Here is a 25,504-nt window from a genome sequence, read left to right on the forward strand (position 1 = left end):
GGTAACTATAACCATCCTAAGGTAGCGAAATTCCTTGTCGGGTAAGTTCCGACCTGCACGAATGGCGTAACGACTTCTCGACTGTCTCAACCATAGGCCCGGTGAAATTGCATTACGAGTAAAGATGCTCGTTTCGCGCAGCAGGACGGAAAGACCCCGGGACCTTTACTATAGCTTGATATTGGTGTTCGGTTCGGCTTGTGTAGGATAGGTGGGAGACTGTGAAGCGGCAACGCCAGTTGTTGTGGAGTCGTCGTTGAAATACCACTCTGGTCGTGCTGGATGTCTAACCTGGGTCCGTGATCCGGATCAGGGACAGTGTCTGGTGGGTAGTTTAACTGGGGCGGTTGCCTCCTAAAGGGTAACGGAGGCGCCCAAAGGTTCCCTCAGCCTGGTTGGCAATCAGGTGTTGAGTGTAAGTGCACAAGGGAGCTTGACTGTGAGACTGACGGGTCGAGCAGGTACGAAAGTAGGGACTAGTGATCCGGCGGTGGCTTGTGGAAGCGCCGTCGCTCAACGGATAAAAGGTACCCCGGGGATAACAGGCTGATCTTCCCCAAGAGTCCATATCGACGGGATGGTTTGGCACCTCGATGTCGGCTCGTCGCATCCTGGGGCTGGAGTAGGTCCCAAGGGTTGGGCTGTTCGCCCATTAAAGCGGTACGCGAGCTGGGTTTAGAACGTCGTGAGACAGTTCGGTCCCTATCCGCTGTGCGCGTAGGAGTGTTGAGAAGGGCTGTCCCTAGTACGAGAGGACCGGGACGGACGAACCTCTGGTGTGCCAGTTGTTCTGCCAAGGGCATGGCTGGTTGGCTACGTTCGGGAGGGATAACCGCTGAAAGCATCTAAGCGGGAAGCCTGCTTCGAGATGAGCACTCCCACCTCCTTGAGAGGGTAAGGCTCCCAGTAGACGACTGGGTTGATAGGCCGGATATGGAAGCCCTGTGAGGGGTGGAGTTGACCGGTACTAATAGGCCGAGGGCTTGTCCTCAGTTGCTCGCGTCCACTGTGTTGTTCTGAAACAACGACTGCCCTGTCGGCGGGTCGGACAGTTTCATAGTGTTTCGGTGGTCATAGCGTGAGGGAAACGCCCGGTTACATTCCGAACCCGGAAGCTAAGCCTTACAGCGCCGATGGTACTGCAGGGGGGACCCTGTGGGAGAGTAGGACGCCGCCGAACAATTATTCCGAAGAACCCCCATCCGATTCCGGATGGGGGTTCTTCGCATTTCCGGGAGGCTTCAGATCGGAAGCTTGAAGCCGTAGTGCGACCGGACGAAGCCGAGCCGCTCGTAGAAGCGGTGGGCGTCGGTGCGGGTGGCGTCCGAGGTGAGCTGGACGAGGTCGGCGCCGAGGTCACGGGAGTGGTCGATCGCCCACTCGATCAGCTGGGTGCCGAGACCGCTGCCGCGTTCGTCGGCGTGGATGCGGACGGCCTCGATGATGGTGCGGATGGAGCCCTTCCGGGAGAGGCCGGGGACGAGGGTCAGCTGCAGGGTGCCGACGGTCCGGCCGGCGCGTTCGGCGACGACCAGGTGCTGGTGCGGGTCGCCGTCGATGCGCGCGAAGGCGGTGCGGTAGGGGGTGAGGTCGTCGGGGCTCTCGCGGGTGGCGCCCAGGGTGTCGTCGGCGAGCATGGCCACTATCGCCGGAAGGTCCTCTTCGGTGGCCCGGCGGATCATCAGATCGGTCATGATCAGAGGATAGGAGGCTCCCTCACCCGCACCACCGCCCGGCCGTGCCCGTAGCACGCCTTCACGGCCCTCCTGAGGGGTGATCCAGGCGGGGTGAGCCGGCGTCACTCGCCGGGCTTGGCGCTGGTGATGACGGCGAAGACGGCGCCGTGCGGGTCGTGCAGCTGGGCGAGCCGGCCCACGCCGTGGACGTCCATGGCGGCGATCCGGACGGTCGCTCCGAGGGTGCTCGCGATGGCGAGGCTCGCGTCGACGTTGGGGACCTCGAAGTAGGGGAGCCAGTGCGAGGTGGTGCCGGCGGCGGTCTGCTCGGGGCCGAGCTGCATGATGCCGCCGTGTGCGTCGTCGGTGCCGCCGCCGGCCGGGGTGAGGACGGTGTAGAGCGCTTCCCCGATCGGGACGTCCTGCTCCTGCCAGCCGAAGACCGCACGGTAGAAGGCCTTGGAGCGCTCGGCGTCGACGCTGTAGCACTCCGTCCAGCAGAGGCTGCCCTCCTCGGTGACCACGTCGAGGCCGGGGGTGTCGTGGGGCTGCCAGACGGCGAACTCGGCGCCGATCGGGTCGGTGTAGCCGGCCATCCGGCCCGCGGTGAAGACGTTGAAGGGGGCGAACCGGACGCGCCCGCCGGCCTGGCGGACGAGTTCGGTGGTGCGGTCGGCGTCGGGGGTGTGGAAGTACAGCGTCCAGGCGGGCAGGGCGTTGTCCTCGGCGAGCGGGCCTAGGGCGGCGACCGTCCGGTCGTCGAGCTGGAAGAAGCCGTAGCCGCCGGCCTCGGGGCCCGCCGAGTCGAAGGTCCAGCCGAACAGGGTGGTGTAGAAGTCCACGGAGGCCCGGGTGTCGGGGCTGCTCAGGTCGAGCCAGACCGGGGAGCCGGGGCGGTAGGCGGTGGTGAGCATGGCACTGCTCCTCGGACGGGGCCCGTACGGGCGCGGGCTCGGTCGGCGACCCCCCGGTCCCTCCCAGCGTGGCACCTGCGCCGGAGGGCCGCACGGCAGACCGGCAGGGGTCGTTGACGGAGGCTGCCGGCACGGGCCCTCGGGAGAGGCCGCTGACAGCGGCTCGGGGCCTGTCCGACCGGGGCGGTACGGTGCGTAGCGGAAAGGTCCGCCCGTACCGGTCGAAGGGGGTCCCGGTGGCCAGGCAGCCGCAGGCGGGACAGCAGCTCGCGCAGCGCCAGCTCGCCCAGGTGGAGGGGGTGCTGGAGCGGATCACCTACGCCAACGAGGAGACCGGGTACACGGTGGCCCGGGTGGACACCGGCCGGGGCAGTAACGACCTGCTGACCGTCGTGGGGGCGCTGCTGGGGGCGCAGGTCGGGGAGTCGCTGCGGCTGCACGGGCGGTGGGGCTCGCACCCGCAGTACGGGCGGCAGTTCGTGGTGGAGAACTACACGACGGTGCTGCCGGCCACCGTGCAGGGGATCCAGCGGTATCTCGGGTCGGGCCTGATCAAGGGGATCGGGCCGCGGTTCGCCGAGCGGATCGTGGAGCGGTTCGGGGCGGACACCCTGGAGGTGATCGAGAACGAGCCCGGTCGGCTGATCGAGGTGCCGGGGCTGGGGCCGAAGCGGACGAAGAAGATCGCGGCGGCCTGGGAGGAGCAGAAGGCCATCAAGGAGGTCATGGTCTTCCTGCAGGGCGTCGGGGTGTCGACCTCGCTGGCCGTGCGCATCTACAAGCAGTACGGAGACGCCTCGATCGGGGTGGTGCGGAAAGAGCCGTACCGGCTGGCCGCGGACGTGTGGGGCATCGGTTTCCTGACGGCGGACCGGATCGCGCAGGCGGTGGGGATTCCGCACGACAGCCCCGAGCGGGTGAAGGCCGGTTTGCAGTACGCGCTGTCGCAGAGCAGCGACCAGGGGCACTGCTATCTGCCGGAGGAGCGGCTGATCGCGGACGGCGTGAAGCTGCTCCAGGTGGACGTGGGGCTGGTGATCGACTGCCTGGCGGAGCTGGTGGCGGCGGAGGGGGTGGTGCGCGAGTCGGTGCCGGGGGAGGGCGGTGAGCCGATCACCGCGGTGTACCTGGTGCCGTTCCACCGCGCGGAGATCTCGCTCGCCAACCAGCTGCTGCGGCTGCTGCGGGCCGACGCGGACAGGATGCCGTGGTTCGGGTCGGTCGACTGGCCGGTGGCGCTGGAGTGGCTGGCGAGGCGCACCGGGGCCGAGCTGGCGCCGGAGCAGGAGCAGGCGGTGCGGTTGGCGCTGACGGAGAAGGTCGCGGTGCTGACGGGTGGTCCGGGCTGCGGCAAGTCGTTCACGGTGAAGTCGATCGTGACGCTGGCACTGGCGAAGCGGGCGAAGGTGGTGCTGGCGGCGCCGACCGGCCGGGCGGCGAAGCGGCTGGCGGAGCTGACCGGGGCGGAGGCCTCGACGGTGCACCGGCTGCTCGAGCTGAAGCCGGGCGGGGACGCGGCGTACGACCGGGACCGGCCGCTGGACGCGGATCTGGTGGTGGTCGACGAGGCCTCGATGCTGGACCTGATCCTGGCGAACAAGCTGGTCAAGGCGGTGCCGCCGGGGGCGCACCTGCTGTTCGTCGGGGACGTGGACCAGCTGCCGTCGGTGGGCGCCGGGGAGGTGCTGCGGGACATGCTGGCGGAGGGCGGGCCGATTCCGTCGGTGCGGCTGACCAGGATCTTCCGGCAGGCGCAGCAGTCGGGTGTGGTGACCAACGCACACCGGATCAACGAGGGGAAGCCGCCGCTGACGGACGGCCTGCCGGACTTCTTCCTGTTCGCGGAGGACGACGCGGAGCTGGCGGCCGGTCTGACGGTGGACGTGGTGGCGCGGCGGATCCCGCAGAAGTTCGGGTTCGACCCGCGCCGGGACGTCCAGGTGCTGGCGCCGATGCACCGGGGGCCGGCCGGGGCGGGGAATCTGAACACGCTGCTGCAAGCGGCGGTGACACCGGCCCGGGAGGGGCTGGCGGAGCGGCGGTTCGGCGGGCGGACGTTCCGGGTGGGGGACAAGGTCACCCAGATCCGCAACAACTACGACAAGGGGCGGAACGGCGTCTTCAACGGCACAGTGGGAGTGGTGACCGCTCTCAGCCTGGACGACCAGCGGCTGACGGTGCTCACCGACGAGGACGAGGAGGTGCCGTACGACTTCGACGAACTCGACGAACTGGCCCACGCGTACGCGGTGACGATCCACCGCTCGCAGGGCAGTGAGTATCCGGTGGTGGTGATTCCGGTCACTATGTCCGCTTGGACGATGCTCCAGCGAAACCTCTTGTACACCGCCGTGACCAGGGCACGGAAACTCGTGGTGCTGGTTGGGTCACGGAAGGCGATCGCGCAGGCTGTGCGAGCCGTCAGTGCAGGTCGGAGGCATGCCGCGCTCGATCACCGACTTGCGACTGGATGATTATCCAACAGGATGGTTGCCTCTAATGTTCTCTTGACGTGAAGAGATTTACGGCAGAGCCTAGGGTGGTGCCGATCTTGTCCGGTTCGTACCGGCTGTGGCGGCAGGTTTTGTAGGGGCGGGCCCTTTCGGGCCACCCCGGGTGCGCGACTGTCCTCCAGATGGGGGAAGGTAGAGACAGTCAGGGCACCTTGGAAGAGGATTCATTTCGTCGGTGAGGAAGACGTGAGCGACAACTCGGTAGTACTGCGGTACCAGGACGGCGAGTACGAGTACCCCGTCGTCGAGAGCACTGCGGGCAACGCCGGCTTCGACATCTCGAAGCTGCTCCCGCAGACCGGCCTGGTCACCCTGGACAACGGCTTCGGTAACACCGCCGCGTACAAGTCCGCGATCACCTTCGTGGACGGTGACGCCGGCATCCTGCGGTACCGCGGCTACCCGATCGAGCAGCTCGCGTCAGAGGGCGGCTTCATCGAGACCGCGTACCTCCTGATCAACGGCGAGCTGCCCAAGGCGGACCAGCTGGCCGAGTTCAACCGCGAGATCACCCAGCACACCCTGCTGCACGAGGACGTCAAGCGGTTCTTCCAGGGCTTCCCGCGGGACGCCCACCCGATGGCGATGCTGTCCTCGGTGGTCGGTGCGCTGTCCACGTTCTACCCGGAGAGCCACAACCCGTTCGACTCGGCCCAGCGCCACCTGTCGACCGTCCGCCTGCTCGCCAAGCTGCCCACGATCGCGGCCTACGCGTACAAGAAGGCGATGGGCCAGCCCTTCGTCTACCCGCGCAACGACCTGAGCTACGTCGAGAACTTCCTCCGGATGACCTTCGCCGTCCCGGCCGAGGACTACGAGCTCAACCCGGTCGTGGTCAACGCCCTCGACAAGCTGCTCATCCTGCACGCGGACCACGAGCAGAACTGCTCGACCTCCACCGTGCGCCTGGTCGGCTCCAGCCACGCCAACCTGTTCGCCTCGATCTCGGCCGGTATCTCCGCGCTCTGGGGCCCGCTGCACGGCGGCGCCAACCAGGCCGTGCTGGAGATGCTGGAGAGCATCCAGAAGGACGGCGGCGACGTCGACGCCTTCATCACGAAGGTCAAGAACCGCGAGGCCGGCGTCAAGCTGATGGGCTTCGGCCACCGCGTCTACAAGGCCTTCGACCCGCGTGCCGCGCAGGTCAAGAAGCTCGCGCACGAGGTGCTCGGCCAGCTCGGCAAGAACGACGAGCTGCTGGACATCGCGCTCAAGCTGGAGGAGCACGCCCTCAAGGACGACTTCTTCGTCTCGCGCAAGCTCTACCCGAACGTGGACTTCTACACCGGCCTGATCTACCGCGCCATGGGCTTCCCGACCAGCATGTTCACCGTGCTGTTCGCCCTCGGCCGGCTGCCGGGCTGGATCGCCCACTGGCACGAGATGATCAACGACCCGACCAGCCGGATCGGCCGTCCGCGCCAGATCTACACGGGCACCGCGATCCGCGACTACGTCGCCCTCGGCGACCGCTGACGCAGAACCCCGAAGGGCCCGGCCGCAGGTGCTTGGGTTCTAGGAGTCGTTGCAACACCCCAGTTCAGGGGATGCATTGGACTTCGAGATCCGCAAGGGCCGGACGGCCCAGGGGCCTGTGAAGCTGCGCCGGGAACGGGAGGCATACTCCCGGCTCATGCAGCAGGGCTACACGAACACCGAGGCGTGCCGGATCGTCGGCATCGCCCGCCGGACCGGCCAGAAGTGGCGTCACGGCCGCGGAGCCGAGCAGCGGCAGAAGGCGGCACCACCGATTCGCATGGTGGTGCCGCCTTCCGGTGTCTCCCGGTATCTGAGCGAGGACGAGCGGATCCACATCGCCGACCGGCTGCGGGAGAAGGCCACCGTGCGGGCCATCGCCGCGGAGCTGGGCCGCAGTCCGTCCACCATCAGCCGGGAGATCCGCCGCAACCGCACCGAGGGCACTCGCGGGCAGTGGCACTACCGTCCGCACGCCGCCCAGGCCAGGGCGGACGCTCGCCGGCCCCGCCCCAAGGCCCGCAAGATCACCGAGAACCCCGAGCTGCACGCCGCCGTCCAGGCGATGCTGGACGAGCAGTGGAGCCCGGAGCAGATCTGCCACGCTCTACGTCGACAGTTCCCCGACCGGCCGGAGATGCACGTGGTCCACGAGACCGTCTACCAGGCGCTCTACGTCCAGGGCCGCGGCGAGCTGCGGCGCGAGCTCGCCGGTGCCCTGCGCTCAGGCCGGGCCCGCCGCAGGCCCCAGCGGCAGGCCAACTGCCGGCGTTCCCGCTTCACCGACCCGATGGTCATGATCAGCGAGCGCCCCGCCGAGGCCGAGGACCGGGCCGTCCCCGGCCACTGGGAGGGCGATCTGATCCTCGGCAAGGAGCACAAGTCCGCGATCGGCACCCTGGTCGAGCGTTCGACCCGCTACGTGATGCTGCTGCACCTGCCCGGCGACCACACCGCCGAGACCGTCCGCGACGCCCTAGTGGCCACCGCCCGGACACTCCCGGTCCAGCTGAAGCGGTCCCTGACCTGGGACCAGGGCAGCGAGATGGCCAGGCACGCGGAGTTCAGCCTGGCCACCGACATCCCGGTCTACTTCTGCGACCCGGCCAGTCCCTGGTAGCGCGGCTCCAACGAGAACACGAACGGCCTGCTGCGGCAGTACTTCCCCAAGGGCACCGACCTGTCGGTCCACACGCCCGAGCACCTGGCCGCCGTCGCCGACCAGCTCAACCGCCGCCCACGCAAAACGCTCGGCTGGGAAACCCCAGCCGAGCGTCTGGCTAAACTCCTCGCGGCCTAGACAACCGACCACGTGTTGCAACGACCACTAGAAACCGCCGGTGTGCGGCCGGGCCCTCGCGTGTTCCCGCGCCGCACATCGTCGCGGGTACTCCCGCACGGGCGCGTGTGCACGGGGACGGAATCGAACGACGCACGACTCCGGGGCCGGCCGCAGCCCAGGACGGCCGCTCAAAGCGTCCCTGACCCGCCACGACCCCGGCGCCGTGCGCGAAGGCCGTCGAGGTCGACGGCCGACCCGGGGCCCGCCGGAGCCCCGTCGGCGACAGCGGAGGCGCGGGGACACGATGCCGTTCGCCGTGTCTCCGGTCCTCGGGAAAACTGCCGCACTACCAACCTAAGACGTACCAGGGCGCGAGAAGTTACGCCCGAGGCATGTGACCTGCCTCTCGCCACGCTCCGTGTGCGCATGGTGCCGCGCTCATATCACACCTTCCCGCGCGCCGGACGTCACCCTCCCCGCAGTCACGGCAACCGAGCGTGATAGGAATCGTGGCATTCCGGTACGGACCGTCCCGCACCCTCGCAGCGCGGCGGCGGAACTGGGGAGGGAGTGCGCAGATGGCCAGGAACGTCGTTGTCACCGGCGGTGGCACGGGAATCGGGTACGAGGTGGCGCGGCGGTTCGCCGAGGCCGGCGAACGGGTCGTGATCGTCGGCCGCCGCCGGGCGGTGCTGGACAAGGCCGCGGCCGACCTCGGGCCGAACGTCACCCCGCTGGTCTGCGACCTCGCCGACCCGGACGCCGTCGAGGCGGCACTCGACGAACTGCCCGAGCGGATCGACGTGCTGGTGAACAACGCCGGCAGCCGGGAGACCGTGATCGGCGGCGGCCCGCACGCGCTGCTGGCCCGCTGGCGCGGCGACTTCGAGCGGAACGTGCTGACCGTGGTGCTGCTCACCGAGTCGATCCGGGACCGGCTCACGCCGGGCTCCGGCCGGGTGGTCACCATCAGCTCGATCGCCGCCCTGCGCGGGGCCGGCTCGTACGGCGCGGCGAAGGCCTCGCTGCACGCCTGGAACCACTTCCTGGCGGCCCAGTTGGGCACTTCGGGGATCACCGCCAACATCGTCGCCCCGGGCACGGTGGCCGGCACCGAGTTCTTCGGCCCGCGGCTGGACGAGGCCGAGGTCTCCCGCCGGGCGGCCCGCACCCTGCTCGGGCGGATCGGGGAGACCGGTGAGGTCGCCGCGGCCGTGTTCTTCCTCGCCTCGCCGGAGGCCGGGTTCATCACCGGCGAGATCCTGCACTGCAACGGCGGCGAGCTGCTCGGCCGTTGAGGCAACGGAAGAGGGCCCGGACCGTATGCGGTCCGGGCCCTTCCGCGTTGTCAGGCGGCCTTGAAGCGGCGCAGCCGGAGGCTGTTGGTGACCACGAAGACCGAGGAGAAGGCCATCGCGGCGCCGGCGATCATCGGGTTGAGCAGTCCGGCCGCGGCCAGCGGGATCGCCGCGACGTTGTAGCCGAAGGCCCAGAACAGGTTGCCCCGGATGGTGCCGAGGGTCCGGCGGGAGAGCCGGATGGCGTCCGCCGCCGAGCGCAGGTCGCCGCGGACCAAGGTGAGGTCGCTCGCCTCGATCGCGGCGTCGGTGCCGGTGCCCATGGCCAGGCCCAGGTCAGCCCGGGCGAGCGCGGCGGCGTCGTTGACGCCGTCGCCGACCATGGCGACCGAGCGGCCCTCGCCCTGGAGGCGTTCGACGGTGGCGACCTTGTCCTCGGGCAGCACCTCGGCGATCACGTCCTCCGGGCCGATGCCGACCTCGGCGGCGACGGCCTCGGCCACCGTCCGGTTGTCCCCGGTCAGCAGGACCGGGCGCAGGCCCAGGGCACGCAGTTCGGCGATCGCCTCCGCGCTCGTCGGCTTGACCGCGTCGGCGACCTCCAGGACGGCCCGCGCCTCGCCGTCCCAGCCGACCGCGATCGCGGTCCGGCCCGCCGCCTCGGCGGTGCGCTTGGCCTCGGCCAGACCCTCCGGCAGGTACTGCGACCAGTCGTTCAGCAGCGCCTCCCGCCCGGCGACGACTGCATGGCCGTCCACGACGCCCTGGACGCCGAGGCCGGGCACGTTCTCGAAGCCCTCGACGGGCGGCAGTTGGCCCGTCCGCTCGGCGGCCGCGGCGGCGATGGCGGCGGCGATCGGGTGCTCGGAGGCGTGCTCCAGGGCGCCCGCGAGGCGCAGCGCCTCGGCTTCGGTGACGCCCTCGGCGGTGTGCACGGCGACCAGTGCCATCCGGCCGGTGGTGACGGTGCCGGTCTTGTCGAGGACGACGGTGTCGACCCTGCGGGTGGTCTCCAGCACCTCGGGGCCCTTGATCAGGATGCCGATCTGGGCGCCGCGGCCGGTGCCGACCATCAAGGCGGTCGGGGTGGCCAGGCCGAGCGCGCACGGGCAGGCGATGATCAGGACGGCGACGGCGGCGGTGAACGCCTCGGTCGGGCTGTCGGAGACCAGCAGCCAGGTGACCAGGGTGGTGAGCGCGATGAGGATGACGACGGGGACGAAGACGGCGGAGATCCGGTCGGCGAGGCGCTGCGCGGCGGCCTTGCCGTTCTGCGCCTCCTCGACCAGCTTGGCCATCCGGGCGAGCTGGGTGTCCGCGCCGATCCGGGTGGCCTCGACCACCAGGCGCCCGCCGGCGTTGACGGTCGCGCCGGTGACGGCGTCGCCGACGGTGACCTCGACGGGGACGGACTCGCCGGTGAGCATCGAGGCGTCCACCGCGGAGGTGCCCTCGACGACCATGCCGTCGGTGGCGATCTTCTCGCCGGGGCGGACCACGAACCGCATGCCGACGGCGAGTCGGGCCACCGGCAGGCGCATCTCCCGGCCTCCCTGGAGCACCGACACGTCCTTGGCGCCGAGGTCCAGCAGGGCGTGCAGGGCGGCGCCGGCCCGGCGCTTGGAGCGGGCCTCCAGGTAGCGGCCGAGCAGGATCAGCACGGTGACGGCGGCGGCCGTCTCCAGGTACAGGGTGGACGAGGCGTCGGTGTCGCCGATCGACAGCGAGAACTCGTGCCGCATCCCGGGCATCCCGGCGTGGCCCCAGAACAGCGCCCAGACCGACCAGCCGAAGGCGGCCAGGGTGCCGAGCGAGACGAGGGTGTCCATGGTCGCGGCGCCGTGCTTGAGGTTGGTCCAGGCGGCGCGGTGGAACGGCAACCCGCCGTGGACGACGACCGGACCGGTGAGCGCGAAGGCCAGCCACTGCCAGTTGGTGAACTGCAGGGCCGGGATCATCGACAGCATGACCACCGGGACGCTGAGGACGGTGCTGACCAGCAGCCGGTCGAGCAGGGGGTCGGCGGCGGGCTGTTCGGGCCGCGTGGTCCGTTCGGGCGCGGGGGCGGTGACGTCCGGGGGCGGTGGCGGCTCGGCGGTGTAGCCGGTGCGCTCCACGGTGGCGATCAGGTCCTCGACCGTCACGCCGGGCCCGTAGTCCACCCGGGCCTTCTCGGTGGCGAAGTTGACCGTGGCCTGCACGCCGTCCATCCGGTTGAGCTTCTTCTCGATCCGGGCCGCGCAGGAGGCGCAGGTCATCCCGCCGATCGACAGCTCGACCCGGTCCCGTGTCTCGACGGCGGCGGAGCCCTGGACATCGGGGGCGGTGGCACTCATGCGGATCAGCTCCTTGGTGGGGGCGTACGGCGGGGCCCGCTGCCCGGGCCCCGCCGTGGCGGGTGGGCTCAGGCGTTCCGGCCGACCAGCTCGTAGCCGGCCTCGTCGACGGCGGCGCGGACCTGCGCGTCGTCCAACGGGGCGGAGGAGGAGACCGTCACGGTACCGGTCTTGGCGTCGGCGGCGACCTCGGTGACACCGGCGAGGGCGGAGAGCTCCTCGCTGATCGCGTTCTCGCAGTGGCCGCAGGTCATGCCGGTCACGGTGTAGGTGATGGTGCTGGACATCAGGGCCTCCGGGAGGTCGGTAGCGGTCGGTACGGTCCCGGGTGTCGGCCCGGGTTCTGACTCGAACAGCACAATACCCCTCCAGGGTATTCCCTGAAGGGGTGGGGTGGTCGGAGGTGCGTCAGCCCGCGGCGACCTCGGCGAGGGTGCGGAAGAGGAGGGCGGTCGAGGTCGCGCCCGGGTCCTGGTGGCCGATGCTGCGTTCGCCCAGGTAGGAGGCGCGGCCCTTGCGGGCCCGGAGCGGGATGGTGTCGCGGGCGCCCTGCTCGGCGGCGTCGGCGGCCGCGCCCGCTGCCTCGGGGAGGGCGGCGCCCGCGGCGGCGCAGGCACGGAAGGCGGCCACGGCCGGGGTGTAGGCGTCGACGATCGTCTTGTCGCCGGGCTCGGCCCTGCCGAGGGTGCGGACAGCGTCCAGGCCGGCCGCCAGTGCGTCGGCGAGGTCGGCCGGGCCGGCCGGGCCGGGCAGGGCGGCGCCGATCGCGCGGAAGGCCTTGCCGTAGAGCGGGCCGGACGCGCCGCCGACCTTGGAGATCAGGGTGGTGCCGGCCTTGCTGAGCACCGCGCCGGGGCCGGCCGGCCGGAGGCCGTCGAGGGCGGTCAGGGCGGCGGCGAAGCCGCGTCGGAGGTTGCTGCCGTGGTCGCCGTCGCCGATCGCGGAGTCCAGTTCGGTCAGCCGGCCCTCCTCCTTCTCGACGGCCGCGGCGATCGCGCGGACCCAGGCCTCGGCCAGCGGGGTGTCGAACAGCGGGGTGTCGAAGTCCATGGCGCCTCCTCCGGCTCAGGCCCGCTTGAGGGCGGGGGTGTCGACCGGGGCGTCCCAGAGCTCCAGCAGCTGCGCGTCGGCCTTGGTGAGGGTGAGCGAGAAGCCGGCCATGTCGAGGCTGGTCACGTAGTTGCCGACCAGGCTGCGGGCCACCGTGATGCCGTGCTGGGCGAGCCGGGCGGCCACCTCGCCGTAGGCGATGTACAGCTCCATCAGGGGCGTGCCGCCGAGGCCGTTGAGCAGGGCGATCACCTCGTCGCCCGGGGTGAGGTGGTGGTCGGCGAGGATCGTCTCGACCACCTCGGCGGCGAGTTCGCGGGCCGGGCGCAGCTTCTCGCGGCGGCGGCCGGGCTCGCCATGGATGCCGACGCCGACCTCGATCTCGTCCTCGGGCAGGTCGAAGCCGGGCCTGCCGACGGCCGGGACGGTCGCCGCGGTGAGCGCGATCGCGAAGGAGCGGGAGGCGGCGTTGACCCGCTCGCCCAGGGCGGCGACCTCGTCGAGCGGGGCGCCGCGTTCGGCCAGGGCGCCGGCCGTCTTCTCGACCAGGACGGTCGCGCCGGTGCCGCGGCGGCCGGCGGTCCAGGTCGAATCCTCGACCGCGACGTCGTCGTTGACCAGGACGGTGCGGACCTCGACGCCCTCCTCGGCGGCGAGTTCGGCGGCGAGTTCGAAGTTCATGACGTCGCCGGTGTAGTTCTTCACGACGAAGACGACGCCCGCGCCCGAGTCCACGGCCTTGGCGGCGGCCAGCATCTGGTCGGGCACCGGGGAGGTGAACACCTCGCCGGGGCAGGCGGCGTCCAGCATGCCGCGCCCGACGAAGCCGCCGTGCAGCGGCTCGTGGCCGGAGCCGCCGCCGGAGATCAGCGCGACCTTGGGCGCGTCGGGGCGGACGGTCCGGGTGATCACCCGGTTGGGGATGTCCACCGTCAACTCGGGGTGGGCGGCGGCGACTCCGGCCAGCGCGTCCTCCAGGACGCTCTCCGGGGTGTTGATCAGCTTCTTCAACGCTCTTCGCTCCCTTGGTGAGGATGCTGCGGCGGACCGTGGGCCGTGGACGCCGCCGTCCCGACGCTACGCCAGACGGGGGTGGCGGGCACGGGCTGCGACACGCGGGTCCCGTTCACTCTCCCGGAGCAGTGGACGGGTCGTAGGGTCGGGGGCATGAGCGGAAACGTGGGTGTCGTCCTGGTCTCGCACAGTGCTCAACTGGCCGCCGGGCTGCGGGAGCTGCTCGGTGAGCTGGCCCCGGACAAGGTGCGGGTGGCGGTCGCGGCCGGGACGGCGGACGGCGGGCTCGGCACCAGCTACGACCTGATCGCCCGGGCGATCGCGGAGGCGGACGGCGGGGCGGGCGTCGTGGTGCTGCCCGACCTGGGCAGCTCGGTGCTGACCGCCGTCACGGTGCTGGAGGACGAGCCGCGGCCGGGTGTGCGGCTGGTGGACGCGCCGTTCGTGGAGGGCGCGGTGGCGGCGGCCGTGACCGCCTCGACCGGGGCGGCGCTGGCCGAGGTGGTCGCGGCGGCCGAGGAGGCCCGCGCCTTCCGCAAGCTGTGAGCCGCTACTTGGCGTCGGCGTAGCAGTCCACGACGGCGGTGGTCAGCGGGAAGCGGACCGGGGTGTCGCCGAACACCAGCAGCCGGGCCTCGTCGGCGGCCTCGGCGACGGCGGCGGCGACCTCGTCGGCGAGGTTGGCGGGAGTGTGCACGACGACCTCGTCGTGCTGGAAGAACACCAGGTGCGGGCGGTCGGCCGGGACGGTCGCGGGCAGGGCGTTCAGCCGCCGTCGCAGCGCGGCGAGCAGGACGAGCGCCCAGTCGGCGGCGCTGGCCTGGATGACGAAGTTGCGGGTGAACCGGCCGCGGGCGCGGGCCGTCCGGCCGCCGGCCTCGCCCGCGGTCTCGGGCGCCTCGGTGAGGTCGAGGAAGGCGGCGGAGGCCGGCGGGCAGACCCGGCCGAGCCGGGAGGCGACCACGCCGCCGTCCTCGCCGGTGCGGGCGGCGGCCTCGACGTAGCCCATCGCGGCGGGGTAGCGGTGGCGCAGGGTGTTCAGCAGCGGGCCGATGTCGCCGCTGGTCTGCCCGTACATGGCGCCGAGCAGGCCGAGCTTGGCCTTGTCGCGGTCGCCGTGGAAGGCGCTCGCGGCGAGGGCCTCGTAGAGGTCGCCGCCGGCGGCGGTGCGGGCCAGGCCGGCGTCCTGGGAGAGCGCGGCGAGCACCCGCGGCTCCAGTTGGGCGGCGTCGGCGACGACCAGCAGCCAGCCCGGGTCGGCGACGACGGCGCGGCGCAGGATGCGCGGGATCTGCAGGGCGCCGCCGCCACGGCTGGCCCAGCGGCCGGAGACCACGCCGCCGACGACGTACTCGGGCCGGAACCGGCCCCCGCGGGCCCAGGCGTCCTGCCAGGCCCAGCCGTGCGCGGCGTGGATCCGGGACAGCTCCTTGTAGCGGACGAGCAGCTGGGCGGCCGGGTGGTCGACGCCCTTGAGCTCCCAGGAGCGGGTGGAGCCCAGCTGGATGCCGCGGTCGGCGAAGGCCCGCAGCACCTGGCTGTGCGAGTCGGGGTTGAACGGGCGCCCGCCGAGGGCCTGCTGGAGTTCGACGGCGAGCTCGGCGAGCACCTTGGGCTGGGTGCCGGGGACGGTCGGGCGGGGGCCGAGCAGTTCGGTCAGCAGCCGGTCGTGGATGTCGGTGCGCCAGGGCAGCCCGTCGTGCGTCATCTCGGCGGCGACCAGCGCGCCGGCCGACTCCGCGGCGACCAGCAGCCGCAACCGGTGGCGGGCGGCCGGATCGGGGATCGCGGCGAGCCTGCGCTGCTGCTCGGCGTGCACGGCGACGACGGCGGCCAACGGGTCTGCGCCGGGCGGCAGTTGAAGCCGGTCGGGGGCGAACAGGGTGTCCTGCCCGTCGTCGGACTCGGCCGAGCCGGGCTCCGGCAGGTCGTCGGGCACGGGCAGGCCGCGCAGCCGGGACCAGGCCGCGCCGAGCGAGCGGGGCGCGCCGAACCGGCCCTCGTGCGCGAGCAGGAGGGCCTCCACCAGCCGCAGGTCGTGGCAGCGGGCGAGCCGGTCGGGCAGCCGCGGCAGCAGCGGGGCGTAGGCGCTGTCGGCGGCGGCCCAGACCCAGCGCGGCCCCGGCAGACGATCGCTCCCGGCGGCCTCCCGGGCGGCGACCGCGGCGGCGAGGTCGGGGACGGTCTCGGGCGGGCCGAGCGGGCTGCCGGCGTCGTCGAGCGGCTGGAGCCGGCCGCCGGGGCCGTGCGGGTCGGGGACCAGGGCGGTTCTGGGGGCCACGGGGGGCTCCTCCTCTCGGGCGCGCGGGCGGGCGTGCGGCGGGTGTGCGGTCCAGGGGACTGGCGTGCGGATCCACGGGGGTCCGGGATCGACGGTAGCCGGTGGGTACGACACCGCGGGTGGGGCGCGTAGGCAGTATGGGAGACACCGCGTATGGTCCGTGAAATGACCGAGAACCCGTTCTTCACACCCAGCACGCTGGTCTACGAACTCCCGCCCTTCGCCGGGATCCGGGAGGAGCACTACCTGCCCGCGTACGAGCGCGGGATGGCCGAGCAGCTGGCCGAGATCGCCGCGATCACCGCCGATCCCGAGCCGCCGAGCTTCGCCAACACGCTGGTGGCTCTGGAGCGTTCCGGGGATCTGCTGCGCCGGGTGGACGCGGTGTTCCGCAACCAGTCCGCCGCCGACACCACCGACGTGGTCGACGAGGTGGACGCGAAGGTCAGCCCGTTGCTGGCCGCGCACCACGACGCGATCCACCTGGACCGCGCGCTGTTCGCCCGCATCGAGGAGCTGTACGGGCGCCGCGCCGAGCTGAGCCTGGACCCGGAGTCGCTGCGGCTGTTGGAGCGCCGGCACACCGCGTTCGTCCGCTCCGGCGCCCGGCTGGGCGCGGCCGAGCAGGAGCGGCTGCGCGAGCTGAACGCCGAACTCGCCGCCCTCGGCACGACGTTCCAGCAGAACGTGAACGCCGCCACCCGGGCCGCCGCGCTGGTCCTGGACTCGGCCGAGGAACTGGACGGCCTGTCCGCCGACGCGATCGCCGCCGCGGCCGAGAACGCCCGGGTGCTGGGCCGCGACGGCAAGTACGTCCTGAGCCTGAAGAACACCTCCGGGCAGCCCGAACTGGCCCTGCTCACCGACCGGTCGGTGCGCGAGCGGCTGCTGGCGGCCTCACTCGGCCGCGCGGCGGACAGCAACGGCCCGCTGGCGATCCGGATGGCCGCGCTGCGCGCGGAGCGGGCCCGACTGCTCGGCCACCCGACCCACGCCGCGTACGTGGTCGCGGACGAGACGGCCGGCACCGTCGAGGCGGTGGACGCGCTGCTGGCCCGCCTGGTGGAGCCGGCCGTGGCCAACGCCCGCCGGGAGGCCGCCGAGCTGGCCGCGGTGGCCGCGGCCGACGGCGTCGAGGAGATCGCCGCGCACGACTGGGCGTACTACTCGGAGAAGGTCCGGCAGAGCTCCTACCGGGTGGACGCGGCGGCGCTGCGCCCGTACTTCGAGCTGGAGCGGGTGCTGCACGACGGCGTCTTCCACGCCGCCGGGCTGGCGTACGGGCTGACCTTCACCGAGCGGCCGGACCTGACGGCCCACCACCCCGATGCCCGGGTCTTCGAGGTGTTCGAGGAGGACGGCGGTTCGCTGGGCCTGTTCATCGGCGACTTCCACGCCCGCGCGTCCAAGCGCGGCGGCGCCTGGATGGACGAGCTGGTCAGCCAGTCCGGGCTGACGGGCCGGCGCCCGGTGGTGCTGAACACCCTCAACATCGCGCGGCCGGCGCCGGGCGAGCCGGTGCTGCTGACCTGGGACGAGGTGCGCACGCTCTTCCACGAGTTCGGGCACGCGCTGCACGGGCTGTTCTCGGACGTGCGCTACCCGCTGTTCTCGGGCACCGCGGTGCCCCGGGACTTCGTCGAGTTCCCCTCGCAGGTGAACGAGATGTGGATGGTCCGCCCGGAGGTGCTGGCCAACTACGCCCGCCACCACGAGACCGGGGAGCCGCTGCCGGCCGAGCTGGTCGAGCGGATGGCGGCGGCCGAGGGCTTCGGGCAGGGCTTCCGGACGGTGGAGTACCTGGCGGCGACGCTGCTGGACTGGGCCTGGCACACCGTGCCGGAGGGCCGGGAGATCGCGGACGCCGAGGAGTTCGAGGCGCGGGTGCTGGCGGAGGCCGGGATCGCGGTGCCGGCGATCCCGCCGCGCTACCGGACGGCCTACTTCCAGCACATCTTCTCCAGCGGCTACAGCGCCGGGTACTACGCGTACATCTGGTCGGAGGTGCTGGACGCGGACACCGTGCGGTGGTTCGAGGGCAACGGGCGTTCGGTGCGGGAGAGCGGCGAGCTGTTCCGGCGCGAGCTGCTGGCGCGCGGCTACAGCCGGGACCCGCTGGACTCCTTCCGCGCGGTGGTCGGCCGTTCGCCGGAGACCGCGCCGCTGCTGGCCCGCCGGGGCCTGGCGTAGCCGGCCGCGGGGCCGCCCCGGTGACGGTCAGCGCGGCGTGACCGTGACCGTCACCGGGGTGCCCGGGCGGGTGTGCGGGAGGCGGATCCGGGCGGTGCCGGCCCGGCCGCCGTCGGGCTGGTCGAGGTCGACCCGGGCGGTGGCGGGGGAGACGGTGACGCGGGCGCCGTGCGGGAATCCGGCGGCGGGCAGGACGAGTTCGGTGGCGCGCCCGGTGCCGTCGGCGATCCAGCGGACGGTGTGGCCGAGGGCGCTGACGTCCGTCCCGGCGACGGCCGCCGGGTACGGGCCGAAGGCGGGCTCGTCGCCGGGGGCGGGCCGCCCGGCCGGGTCGAGCGCGCAGTAGCCGCCGGTGCCGCGGCACCAGTACCACATCGTCCAGCCCTCGGCGAAGCCGTCCATCGCCGCGACCTGCCGTTGGACCAGCTGGGTGTTGCCGGGCGTCCGGGAGTCGGGCGGCCCCCACTCGCCGACCAGGACCGGCAGCCGGTGGGCGGCCGGGTAGCCGGTGATCGCGGCGGTGTAGCGCTCGACGAAGCCGTCGGACGGGTCCCAGTCGTGGCCGGACTCGACCGCGGTGTCATAGAAGTGCGGCGCGTAGCCGAGCCGGGCGGCGCCGGGGCGCGGGTCGGCGAAGCCGGGCAGCCGGGTGGGCACGCCCTGGCCGACCAGGACGGTCGGTTCGACGAACAGCCAGGCGCGGCGGTCGACTTGACGGACGGCCGCGATCAGGCGGCGGTACATGTCGGCGAGCCGGCCCTGCTCCAGGGCGGCGGAGGCGGCGGCGAGCACGGCCGGGTCGGTCGGGTCGCCGTCCACCGGGCCGAACGGCTCGTTGAACAGGTCGTAGCCCAGCAGGGAGCGGTGGTCGCGCAGTTCGCGGGCGAGCCGGGTGTAGAAGTCGGCCTGCCAGGCGCGCAGGTCCGGGTCGTCGTAGAGGTGGCGGAAGGCGGCCTGGACGGCGGGCTGGAAGTAGCCGGCGAACCAGTCGTTCGGGTCGGGGGTGAACGGCAGGCCGTCGTCCCGGGTGGCCCAGACCGGGATGCCGCGGTCGCCGCCGCCGAACCTCGGTCCGTAGACGTCCTGGTGGAAGTCGACGAGGGTGAGGACGCCGTAGCGGTCGGCCCAGCCGAGGAGCCGGTGCAGGCGGTGCAGTTCGGCCGGGTCGAGCCGGCCGCGCTCGGGCTCCAGCCTGGTCCAGGAGACCGCCACCCGGATCAGCGTGAAGCCCTGGGCGGCCAGGGACCGGACGTCCGCCTCGGTGGTCTCGGCGTACTTGTCGAGGTTGAAGCCGCGCAGCTGGAGCCGGCGGCCCTCGGCGTCGGTGAGGGCGGTGCGCCCGCCCGGGCCGGTGGCCGTCCCGGTGGGGAACCGGGCGGGGCGGGCGTCCAGGGCCGAGGCCGGGGTGGCGCTCAGGGCGGCGGTGGCGGCGAGCAGGAGGGCAACGACGGTGCGGCGCAGGCGCATTCGGGACCTCGCGGGGGCACACGGCGGTGGGGTGGGGCCCGATGATGCCCGGACCGCGGCGGGCGGCACAAGGGGTCAGTCGCCGTTGGCCGGTTCGAGGGGTGCGGCCGGGAGGACGGCGGTCGGCAGGTCCGCGGCGGCGGCGAGGCGGCCCCAGAGCAGGTCGGCGAGGGCCTGCACCATGCGGGTGCGCGGGCAGGGCCTGGTCTCCAGCCACCAGTCGCCGGCCGCCAGCACCATGCCGGTGATGCCCCGGCCCCAGGCCTCGGAGAGCAGGTCGCGGTCGGCGCCGAGGTCGACCTGGCTCTGCACGGCCCGGGTGATCTCCTCGGCGATCTGCTTGAGCGCGGGGGCGAGCGCGTTGCCCGCGCCGCTCGGGTCGCCGGGTTCGGGGTGGGTGAGCAGCCGGTAGACCTGCGGGCGGGCCTCGATGCCGGCCAGGTAGGTGTCCAGCACGTGCTCGACCCGGTCGCGGCGCTCCAGCGGTTCGGCGAGGGCGGCCCGGACGGCGGCCAGCAGGCCGCCGGTGTGGCGCTCGGTCAGGGCCCGGATCAGGCCGTTCCGGTCGCCGAAGTGCCGGTAGAGGATCGGCTTGGTGATGCCGGCCTCGGCGGCGATGGCGTTCATGCTCGCGCCGGGGCCCTCGCGCTGGATGACCCGGTCGGCGGCGTTGAGCAACTGCTCTCGGCGGGGCTCTCGGGACATGCGCTGCTCCTCGGGTGCGGGGGTACGGACCGTTGACACCGGTTACCAATCAGTAGCAGACTCCGACGATGTTACCCGAGGTAACACCCCGGTCGGCCGTACCCCTTCTTCGGAGGCAAGCACCATGAGCAGCACGTTCTCGATGGACCCGGGTGCGGACCAGATCGCCGTACGCGACTGGCTCCACGGCTTCGCCGCCGACGTCATCCGGCCCGCCGCGGCCGAGTGGGACGAGCGCGAGGAGACGCCCTGGCCGGTCATCCAGGAGGCCGCCAAGCTCGGCATCTACTCGCTCGACTTCTACGCCCAGCAGTACTTCGACCCCTCCGGCGTCGGCATCCCGATCGCGATGGAGGAGCTGTTCTGGGGCGACGCGGGCATCGGCCTGTCCATCGTCGGCACCACGCTGGCCGCCGTCGCGGTGCTCGCCAACGGTACCGACGAGCAGATCGGCACCTGGACCCCGCAGATGTTCGGCACCCCGGACGACGTCAAGGTGGCCGCGTTCTGCTCCTCCGAGCCGGACGCCGGCTCCGACGTGTCCGCGCTGCGCACCCGCGCGGTGTACGACCAGGCCAAGGACGAGTGGGTCCTGAACGGCACCAAGACCTGGGCCACCAACGGCGGGATCGCCGCCGTCCACGTCGTGGTCGCCACCGTCGACCCGGAGCTCGGCGCCCGCGGCCACGCGTCCTTCGTCGTCCCGCCGGGCACCCCCGGGCTGAGCCAGGGCCAGAAGTTCAAGAAGCACGGCATCCGCGCCTCGCACACCGCCGAGGTCGTGCTGGACGACGTCCGGGTGCCCGGCAGCTGCCTGCTCGGCGGCAAGGAGAAGCTGGACGAGCGGCTGGCCCGGGCCCGAGAGGGCGTCCGCAGGAGCGGCGGGGGCAACGCGGCGATGGCCACCTTCGAGGCCTCCCGCCCGGCCGTCGGCGCGCAGGCGATCGGCATCGCCCGGGCCGCGTACGAGGTGGCGCTGGACTACGCCGGGACCCGCGAGCAGTTCGGCCGTCCGATCATCGACAACCAGGGCGTGGCGTTCCAGCTGGCCGACATGCGGACCCGGATCGACGCCGCCCGGCTGCTGGTGTGGCGGGCGTCCTGGATGGCCGCCAACAACCGGCCGTTCACCGCGGCCGAGGGCTCGATGTCCAAGCTGTACGCGGGCGAGACGGCCAAGTGGGTCACCGCGCAGGCGATGCAGATCCTCGGCGGCAACGGCTTCACCCGCGAGTACCCGGTGGAGCGGATGCACCGGGACAGCGCGATCTACTCGATCTTCGAGGGGACCAGTGAGATCCAGCGGCTGGTGATAGCCCGGGCGATCTCGGGGATGCCGATCCGCTGATCCCTAGCGGGCCAGCCAGAAGGTGAGCCCGGCGGTGAGCGCGCCCACCATCGCGCCGACGATCGTCTGCGCGGTGGTGTGGTCCCGCAACACCACCCGGGACCAGCCGATCACCGCGACCAGCGGGTAGAGCAGCAGCCACCACGGACCGAGCGCGATCGCCAGGCAGATCACCGCGCCGCTCGCGACGGCCGTGTGCACGGACACCTTCCACCACACGGTGATCACCAGGATCGGGATCAGCGAGGCGAACATGGCCGCCACCATGGCGGTCAGGTCGGCCGGGGCGTCCAGCCGGAGCATCACCGCGAAGCTGGTCGCGACCGAGCCCATGATGAACGGGATGACCGTCAGCCGGCGCTGCCGGTGGCCGACGTGACGGTCCTCCAGGGTGCCCTTGCGGATGCCGCGCTGGATGAACAGGGTCGGGATGACGGCCGCGAACAGCGCGGCGAAGGCCGCCCAGGCGACGCCCTTCCAGCCGTAGCGCAGGCCGCCGAGCAGCGGCAGCATCGCGATGATCACGTTCTTCGGCTCGACGCCGTCGGTGACCCGCCGGGCCCAGATCGTCCTGCTGGTGGGGGCGGTCGCGGACTCGGTCATCGGGGTGGCTGCTCCGGGAAATCGGGACGGGAAATCGGGTCGGGAGGCGGGCGCTGCGGCTCGTGTGCCGGTCGCATGATCGTACGTGTGCCGCGCGGGTGGTCGGTCCGTGGGCCCGGTCCGGACCCAGGCCTGCGACCAGGCCCCGACTTGGGGATCAGAACCGGGCCGGGCGGCCCTCCAGGAACGCGGCCAGCCCCTCCGGCACGTCCGAGGACTCCCGCGACCGGCGCTCCCACGGCGCCAGCGCCTGCGCCGCCCGCTCCTCCGGGACGGCCAGGGCGGCCTTCACCGCGCCGATCGTCTGGGTCGAGCGCCTGGTCAGCACCCGGGCGAACTCCAGCGCCGCGGCGTCCAGTTCGGCGTCCGGCAGGACCCGCTCCGCGAGGCCCAGCGGCAGCGCGTCCCGGCCCGTCACCAACTCGCCTGAGAACAGCAGGTACTTGGCGCGTGCCGGGCCGACCAGCCGGGCCAGCCGCAGGGTCGGCACCGCCGGGTAGACCACGCCGAGCTTGGCCGGGGTGATCCCCAGGCGCGCGTCCTCGGCGACGAACCGAAGGTCGCAGGCGACGGCCAGCTGGCAGCCGCCGCCCACGCAGGCACCCCGGACGGCGGCGATCGTCGGGTGCGGGAAGGCGGCCAGCGCCTCCTCGGCGGCGACGTTGATCGCGTGGTAGGCGTCCGCGCGGTCCGGATCGCCGTACACCTCGGCGAGTTCGGCGATGTCGGCGCCCGCGCTGAACGTGCCGCCGGCGCCGGTCAGCAGCAGGGCGCGCACGCCCTCGTGCTCGGCGAGCCGGAGCAGGACCTTCGGCAGGGCCTGCCAGATCGCCAGCGTCACCGCGTTGCGACGGTGCGGGCGGGCGAACTCCAGCACCGCGACGCCGTCCTCGCCGACGTAGGCGTGCAGCCCGTCGGCGTGGGCGGGCAGTGGGGAGCGGTCCCGCGTGAGCAGCGACTGGTCCATGCGCACCTCCGGTGGTCGTGGGTGCGCCCACTCTCTCAGGGGGTGGCCGCGCAGTAGTCGCCGAGGCCCCGTTCGACCATCTCGAAGGCGCGCCGGGCCCGGTCGAGGGCGTCGGGCAGGGCGTCGGCGGCGCGCTCGCCGGCCAGCATCCGGAGCTGGTTGCCGGTGGTCAGGGTCAGCCGGGTGGCGAGGAGTTGGGCGCCGGCGACCTGGGCGGTGAGCTCGTCGTGGGCCGGGTCCTGGGCGAGCAGTTCGGCGGTGAGCTGGGCCTGGGCCTGCTGGCCGAATCCGGCGGCGGCGCGCATCGCCAGGGCCGGGGTGCGGTGGACCAGCCGGACCACGTCGAGGACCACCTGATCGTCGTTCAGGCCGGTCGCCGGGTCGAACGCGGCGAGCGCCGCGAGGTAGTGATCGCGCAGCGCCGCCACCGCCGAGGTGCCCGGAGCGCGCTCGCGCACCACCCGGGCGGGCTCGCCGAGGTGCTGCTCCATCGGGGCCATGACCAGGTCTTCCTTGGTCGGGAAGTAGTTGAAGACGGTCATCTTGGAGACGTCTGCGGCAGCGGCGATCTCGGCCACCGAGACCTGGTCGAAGTCCTTCGCGGCGAACAGTCCGATGGCGGTGCGCCAGATCCTGATGCCGGTCCGGATCTTCTTGCGCTCGCGCAGGGGCAGCGCGTCGAGGTCGCGGTCGGGGCCGAGGTCGAAACCGGTGTTCGTCGCCATGGCAGGACTGTACCAGGCCAAAAGATCATCCGGGATGAATGTTTGCCTTGGCTGAATAATCGACCGAGCTGAAGAATTGACTCGGTACAAGAAGGCTGCCATGGTGAGGACGTGCCGCCGGACCGCACCGGCCCGGCTCGAACTCCAAGACCCCCGGGGGGACTCACCGATGGCGCCCGCTGCCCTGATGACACCGGCCCAGCGCAAGCTGGGCATGCTGCTCTGCCTGGTCACGATCGTTCTGGCCGTCCTCGACACGAACATCGTGTCGGCGGCCACCGTGCCGATCGTCCGGGAACTCGACCCGGTCCACGGCATCGACCGACTGCCCTGGCTGGTCAGCGCGTTCGCCCTCGCCGCGACCGCCCTGCTGCCGCTCTACGGCAAGCTCTGCGACGTGTACGGCGCCAAGCGCGTGCTGCTCGGCGCGGTCGGCACCTTCCTGCTCGGCTCGGCGCTCTGCGGGGCCGCGCAGTCGATGGGGCAGCTGATCGCCTTCCGCGCCCTCCAGGGCGTCGGCGGCGGCGGGCTGATGAGCGTCACGATGGTGGTCATCGCCCACCTCAAGGACCCGGAGGAGCGCGGCGCCGGCAAGGGCGGCGCAATGGGCGGGATCGTCGCGGGCCTCGGCATGGCGGTCGGCCCGCTGGTCGGAGCGCTGTTCACCGACCACGTGAGCTGGCGCTGGATCTTCTACGTCAACCTGCCGCTCGGCCTGATCGTCCTGGTCGGCGCCGCCCTGGTGATCAAGCTGCCGCCGGCCGCCGGGCGCCGCGGCCTCGACTTCCCCGGTGCCGCCCTCGCCGCCGCCTTCGCCACCGGGCTGCTGCTGGTCACCGAGTGGGGCGGCAAGGACTACGCCTGGACCTCCCCGGTCGTCCTCGGGATCGCCGTCGGCACGCTCGCCGCACTCGGCCTCTTCCTGTGGCGCCAGGCCACCGCCGCCGACCCGGTGCTGCCGCTCTCGCTGTTCCGGATCCCCCTCGTGCGGCTCGGCTTCGCCGTCCAGGGCCTGGCCGGGATGGGCATGACCGGCGCGATCATGTACGTGATGCTCTACCTGCAGATCGCCCGCGGGATCGCGCCGACCTCGGCCAGCCTCTACCTGATCCCGATGGCGGCGGGGATGACCGCGATCGGCCTGCTGGTCGGGCGGCTGACCGCCCGCGGCCACGCGCCGCGCACCTTCCTGGTGGCCGGTGCCGGCTGCGCGGCGCTCGCCCTGGCCCTGCTCGGGCTCAGCGGGCCGGATACCGGCCTGTGGGCGGTGGGCGCCGAACTCGGCCTGCTCGGCGCCGGATTCGGCCAGCTGATCGGGCAGCTGATCACCCTGGTGCAGGAGGCCGCCCCGCGGCACCAGCTCGGCGTCGCGACCACCGGCATCCGGTTCTTCCAGACCCTCGGCAGCGCGGTCGGCGCGGCGCTCTTCGGCACCGTGCTGGCCCGGGTCTTCGCGGCCGGCGAGCCCGGCCGGCCGCTCGGCGCGGTCCGGGCGCTGACCGGGGCGGCCCGGGAGCACGCGGTGCGCAGCTTCACGGACGCCGTCGACGTGGTCTTCCTGTCGGCGAGCGGGGTGATGGCGCTGGTGCTGCTGCTCGCGCTGCGGCTGCGCCCGACGGAGGCGGAGGTGCCGGAGCCGCCGGTGCTCGCGGCCTGAAC

Annotated in this window: 19 protein-coding genes, 2 rRNA genes and 1 pseudogene (1 of these 22 cut by a window edge); 10 read left to right on the forward strand and 12 right to left on the reverse strand. The window is 72.3% G+C overall.

Annotated elements, in window-relative coordinates; translation table 11 throughout:
- Together F7Q99_RS19135 and rrf are read left to right on the forward strand one after the other, a co-directional pair.
- Window positions 1-991: ribosomal RNA gene (locus F7Q99_RS19135) — 23S ribosomal RNA — on the forward strand (it extends 2,129 nt beyond the left edge of the window).
- A gap of 72 nt (window positions 992-1,063) precedes the next feature.
- A 5S ribosomal RNA gene (rrf, locus tag F7Q99_RS19140) occupies window positions 1,064-1,180 on the forward strand.
- 61 nt (window positions 1,181-1,241) lie between these two features.
- Here the strand turns inward: rrf and F7Q99_RS19145 are convergent.
- Window positions 1,242-1,694: a GNAT family N-acetyltransferase gene (locus F7Q99_RS19145; protein ID WP_153463043.1), complete on the reverse strand. Its 453-nt coding sequence runs from the start codon at window positions 1,692-1,694 to the stop codon at window positions 1,242-1,244.
- Between the two features lie 104 nt (window positions 1,695-1,798).
- Window positions 1,799-2,590 (reverse strand): VOC family protein, encoded by a 792-nt coding sequence (locus F7Q99_RS19150; protein WP_153463045.1) that lies wholly within the window; start codon window positions 2,588-2,590, stop codon window positions 1,799-1,801.
- Window positions 2,591-2,826: 236 nt separating this feature from the next.
- Between F7Q99_RS19150 and recD2 the strand changes: the two genes are divergently transcribed.
- The 4 genes and pseudogenes from recD2 to F7Q99_RS19170 all read left to right on the forward strand — a co-directional run bounded on the left by recD2 (window position 2,827) and on the right by F7Q99_RS19170 (window position 9,159).
- On the forward strand, window positions 2,827-5,064 hold the full coding sequence (gene recD2 / locus F7Q99_RS19155) for an SF1B family DNA helicase RecD2 (RefSeq protein ID WP_326846866.1): 2,238 nt from the start codon (window positions 2,827-2,829) through the stop codon (window positions 5,062-5,064).
- Between the two features lie 225 nt (window positions 5,065-5,289).
- Window positions 5,290-6,579, forward strand: coding sequence for a citrate synthase (locus F7Q99_RS19160; protein WP_326846867.1), 1,290 nt, complete (start codon window positions 5,290-5,292; stop codon window positions 6,577-6,579).
- Window positions 6,580-6,655: 76 nt separating this feature from the next.
- A pseudogene (locus F7Q99_RS19165) lies at window positions 6,656-7,879 on the forward strand (IS30 family transposase).
- A gap of 560 nt (window positions 7,880-8,439) precedes the next feature.
- Entirely contained in the window at window positions 8,440-9,159 is a 720-nt protein-coding gene (locus F7Q99_RS19170) for an SDR family NAD(P)-dependent oxidoreductase (protein ID WP_153463047.1), read from the forward strand.
- Between the two features lie 50 nt (window positions 9,160-9,209).
- Here the strand turns inward: F7Q99_RS19170 and F7Q99_RS19175 are convergent, their stop codons facing one another.
- The 4 genes from F7Q99_RS19175 to dhaK form a co-directional block, all read right to left on the reverse strand.
- The gene (locus tag F7Q99_RS19175; RefSeq protein WP_153463049.1) at window positions 9,210-11,495 is read right to left on the reverse strand and encodes a heavy metal translocating P-type ATPase; all 2,286 of its coding nucleotides are present in this window, start codon (window positions 11,493-11,495) and stop codon (window positions 9,210-9,212) included.
- Between the two features lie 68 nt (window positions 11,496-11,563).
- The gene (locus F7Q99_RS19180; protein ID WP_153463051.1) at window positions 11,564-11,782 is read right to left on the reverse strand and encodes a heavy-metal-associated domain-containing protein; all 219 of its coding nucleotides are present in this window, start codon (window positions 11,780-11,782) and stop codon (window positions 11,564-11,566) included.
- Window positions 11,783-11,903: 121 nt separating this feature from the next.
- Window positions 11,904-12,545 carry a dihydroxyacetone kinase subunit DhaL gene (gene dhaL / locus F7Q99_RS19185; RefSeq protein WP_153463053.1) on the reverse strand — a complete coding sequence of 214 codons (642 nt, stop codon included), beginning with the start codon at window positions 12,543-12,545 and terminating at the stop codon, window positions 11,904-11,906.
- Between the two features lie 15 nt (window positions 12,546-12,560).
- Window positions 12,561-13,556, reverse strand: coding sequence for a dihydroxyacetone kinase subunit DhaK (gene dhaK, locus F7Q99_RS19190; RefSeq protein WP_153463055.1), 996 nt, complete (start codon window positions 13,554-13,556; stop codon window positions 12,561-12,563).
- 156 nt (window positions 13,557-13,712) lie between these two features.
- On the opposite strand from dhaK, the gene dhaM reads away from it, so the two are divergent.
- Window positions 13,713-14,105 carry a dihydroxyacetone kinase phosphoryl donor subunit DhaM gene (gene dhaM / locus F7Q99_RS19195; RefSeq protein WP_153463057.1) on the forward strand — a complete coding sequence of 131 codons (393 nt, stop codon included), beginning with the start codon at window positions 13,713-13,715 and terminating at the stop codon, window positions 14,103-14,105.
- A gap of 4 nt (window positions 14,106-14,109) precedes the next feature.
- On the opposite strand, the gene F7Q99_RS19200 is transcribed toward dhaM, so the two are convergent.
- On the reverse strand, window positions 14,110-15,840 hold the full coding sequence (locus F7Q99_RS19200; protein ID WP_326846868.1) for a bifunctional 3'-5' exonuclease/DNA polymerase: 1,731 nt from the start codon (window positions 15,838-15,840) through the stop codon (window positions 14,110-14,112).
- 165 nt (window positions 15,841-16,005) lie between these two features.
- Here F7Q99_RS19200 and F7Q99_RS19205 point away from each other — a divergent pair, with 165 nt between their 5' ends.
- Entirely contained in the window at window positions 16,006-18,030 is a 2,025-nt protein-coding gene (locus F7Q99_RS19205; RefSeq protein ID WP_153463059.1) for a M3 family metallopeptidase, read from the forward strand.
- 27 nt (window positions 18,031-18,057) lie between these two features.
- On the opposite strand, the gene F7Q99_RS19210 is transcribed toward F7Q99_RS19205, so the two are convergent.
- The gene (locus F7Q99_RS19210; RefSeq protein ID WP_153463061.1) at window positions 18,058-19,497 is read right to left on the reverse strand and encodes a cellulase family glycosylhydrolase; all 1,440 of its coding nucleotides are present in this window, start codon (window positions 19,495-19,497) and stop codon (window positions 18,058-18,060) included.
- 75 nt (window positions 19,498-19,572) lie between these two features.
- Window positions 19,573-20,202: a TetR family transcriptional regulator gene (locus F7Q99_RS19215; RefSeq protein ID WP_153463063.1), complete on the reverse strand. Its 630-nt coding sequence runs from the start codon at window positions 20,200-20,202 to the stop codon at window positions 19,573-19,575.
- Window positions 20,203-20,326: 124 nt separating this feature from the next.
- Between F7Q99_RS19215 and F7Q99_RS19220 the strand changes: the two genes are divergently transcribed.
- Window positions 20,327-21,550: an acyl-CoA dehydrogenase family protein gene (locus tag F7Q99_RS19220; protein WP_407697804.1), complete on the forward strand. Its 1,224-nt coding sequence runs from the start codon at window positions 20,327-20,329 to the stop codon at window positions 21,548-21,550.
- Between the two features lie 3 nt (window positions 21,551-21,553).
- On the opposite strand, the gene F7Q99_RS19225 is transcribed toward F7Q99_RS19220, so the two are convergent.
- From F7Q99_RS19225 to F7Q99_RS19235, 3 genes are all read right to left on the reverse strand, one after another.
- The gene (locus tag F7Q99_RS19225) at window positions 21,554-22,153 is read right to left on the reverse strand and encodes a phosphatase PAP2 family protein (RefSeq protein ID WP_230210260.1); all 600 of its coding nucleotides are present in this window, start codon (window positions 22,151-22,153) and stop codon (window positions 21,554-21,556) included.
- Between the two features lie 157 nt (window positions 22,154-22,310).
- Window positions 22,311-23,120: an enoyl-CoA hydratase/isomerase family protein gene (locus F7Q99_RS19230; protein WP_153463065.1), complete on the reverse strand. Its 810-nt coding sequence runs from the start codon at window positions 23,118-23,120 to the stop codon at window positions 22,311-22,313.
- 35 nt (window positions 23,121-23,155) lie between these two features.
- On the reverse strand, window positions 23,156-23,845 hold the full coding sequence (locus F7Q99_RS19235) for a TetR/AcrR family transcriptional regulator (protein ID WP_153463067.1): 690 nt from the start codon (window positions 23,843-23,845) through the stop codon (window positions 23,156-23,158).
- 169 nt (window positions 23,846-24,014) lie between these two features.
- Here F7Q99_RS19235 and F7Q99_RS19240 point away from each other — a divergent pair, with 169 nt between their 5' ends.
- Entirely contained in the window at window positions 24,015-25,502 is a 1,488-nt protein-coding gene (locus F7Q99_RS19240; protein ID WP_230210261.1) for an MFS transporter, read from the forward strand.
- Window positions 25,503-25,504: the final 2 nt, after the last annotated feature.

Source organism: Streptomyces kaniharaensis (assembly GCF_009569385.1).
GTDB lineage: Bacteria > Actinomycetota > Actinomycetes > Streptomycetales > Streptomycetaceae > Kitasatospora > Kitasatospora kaniharaensis.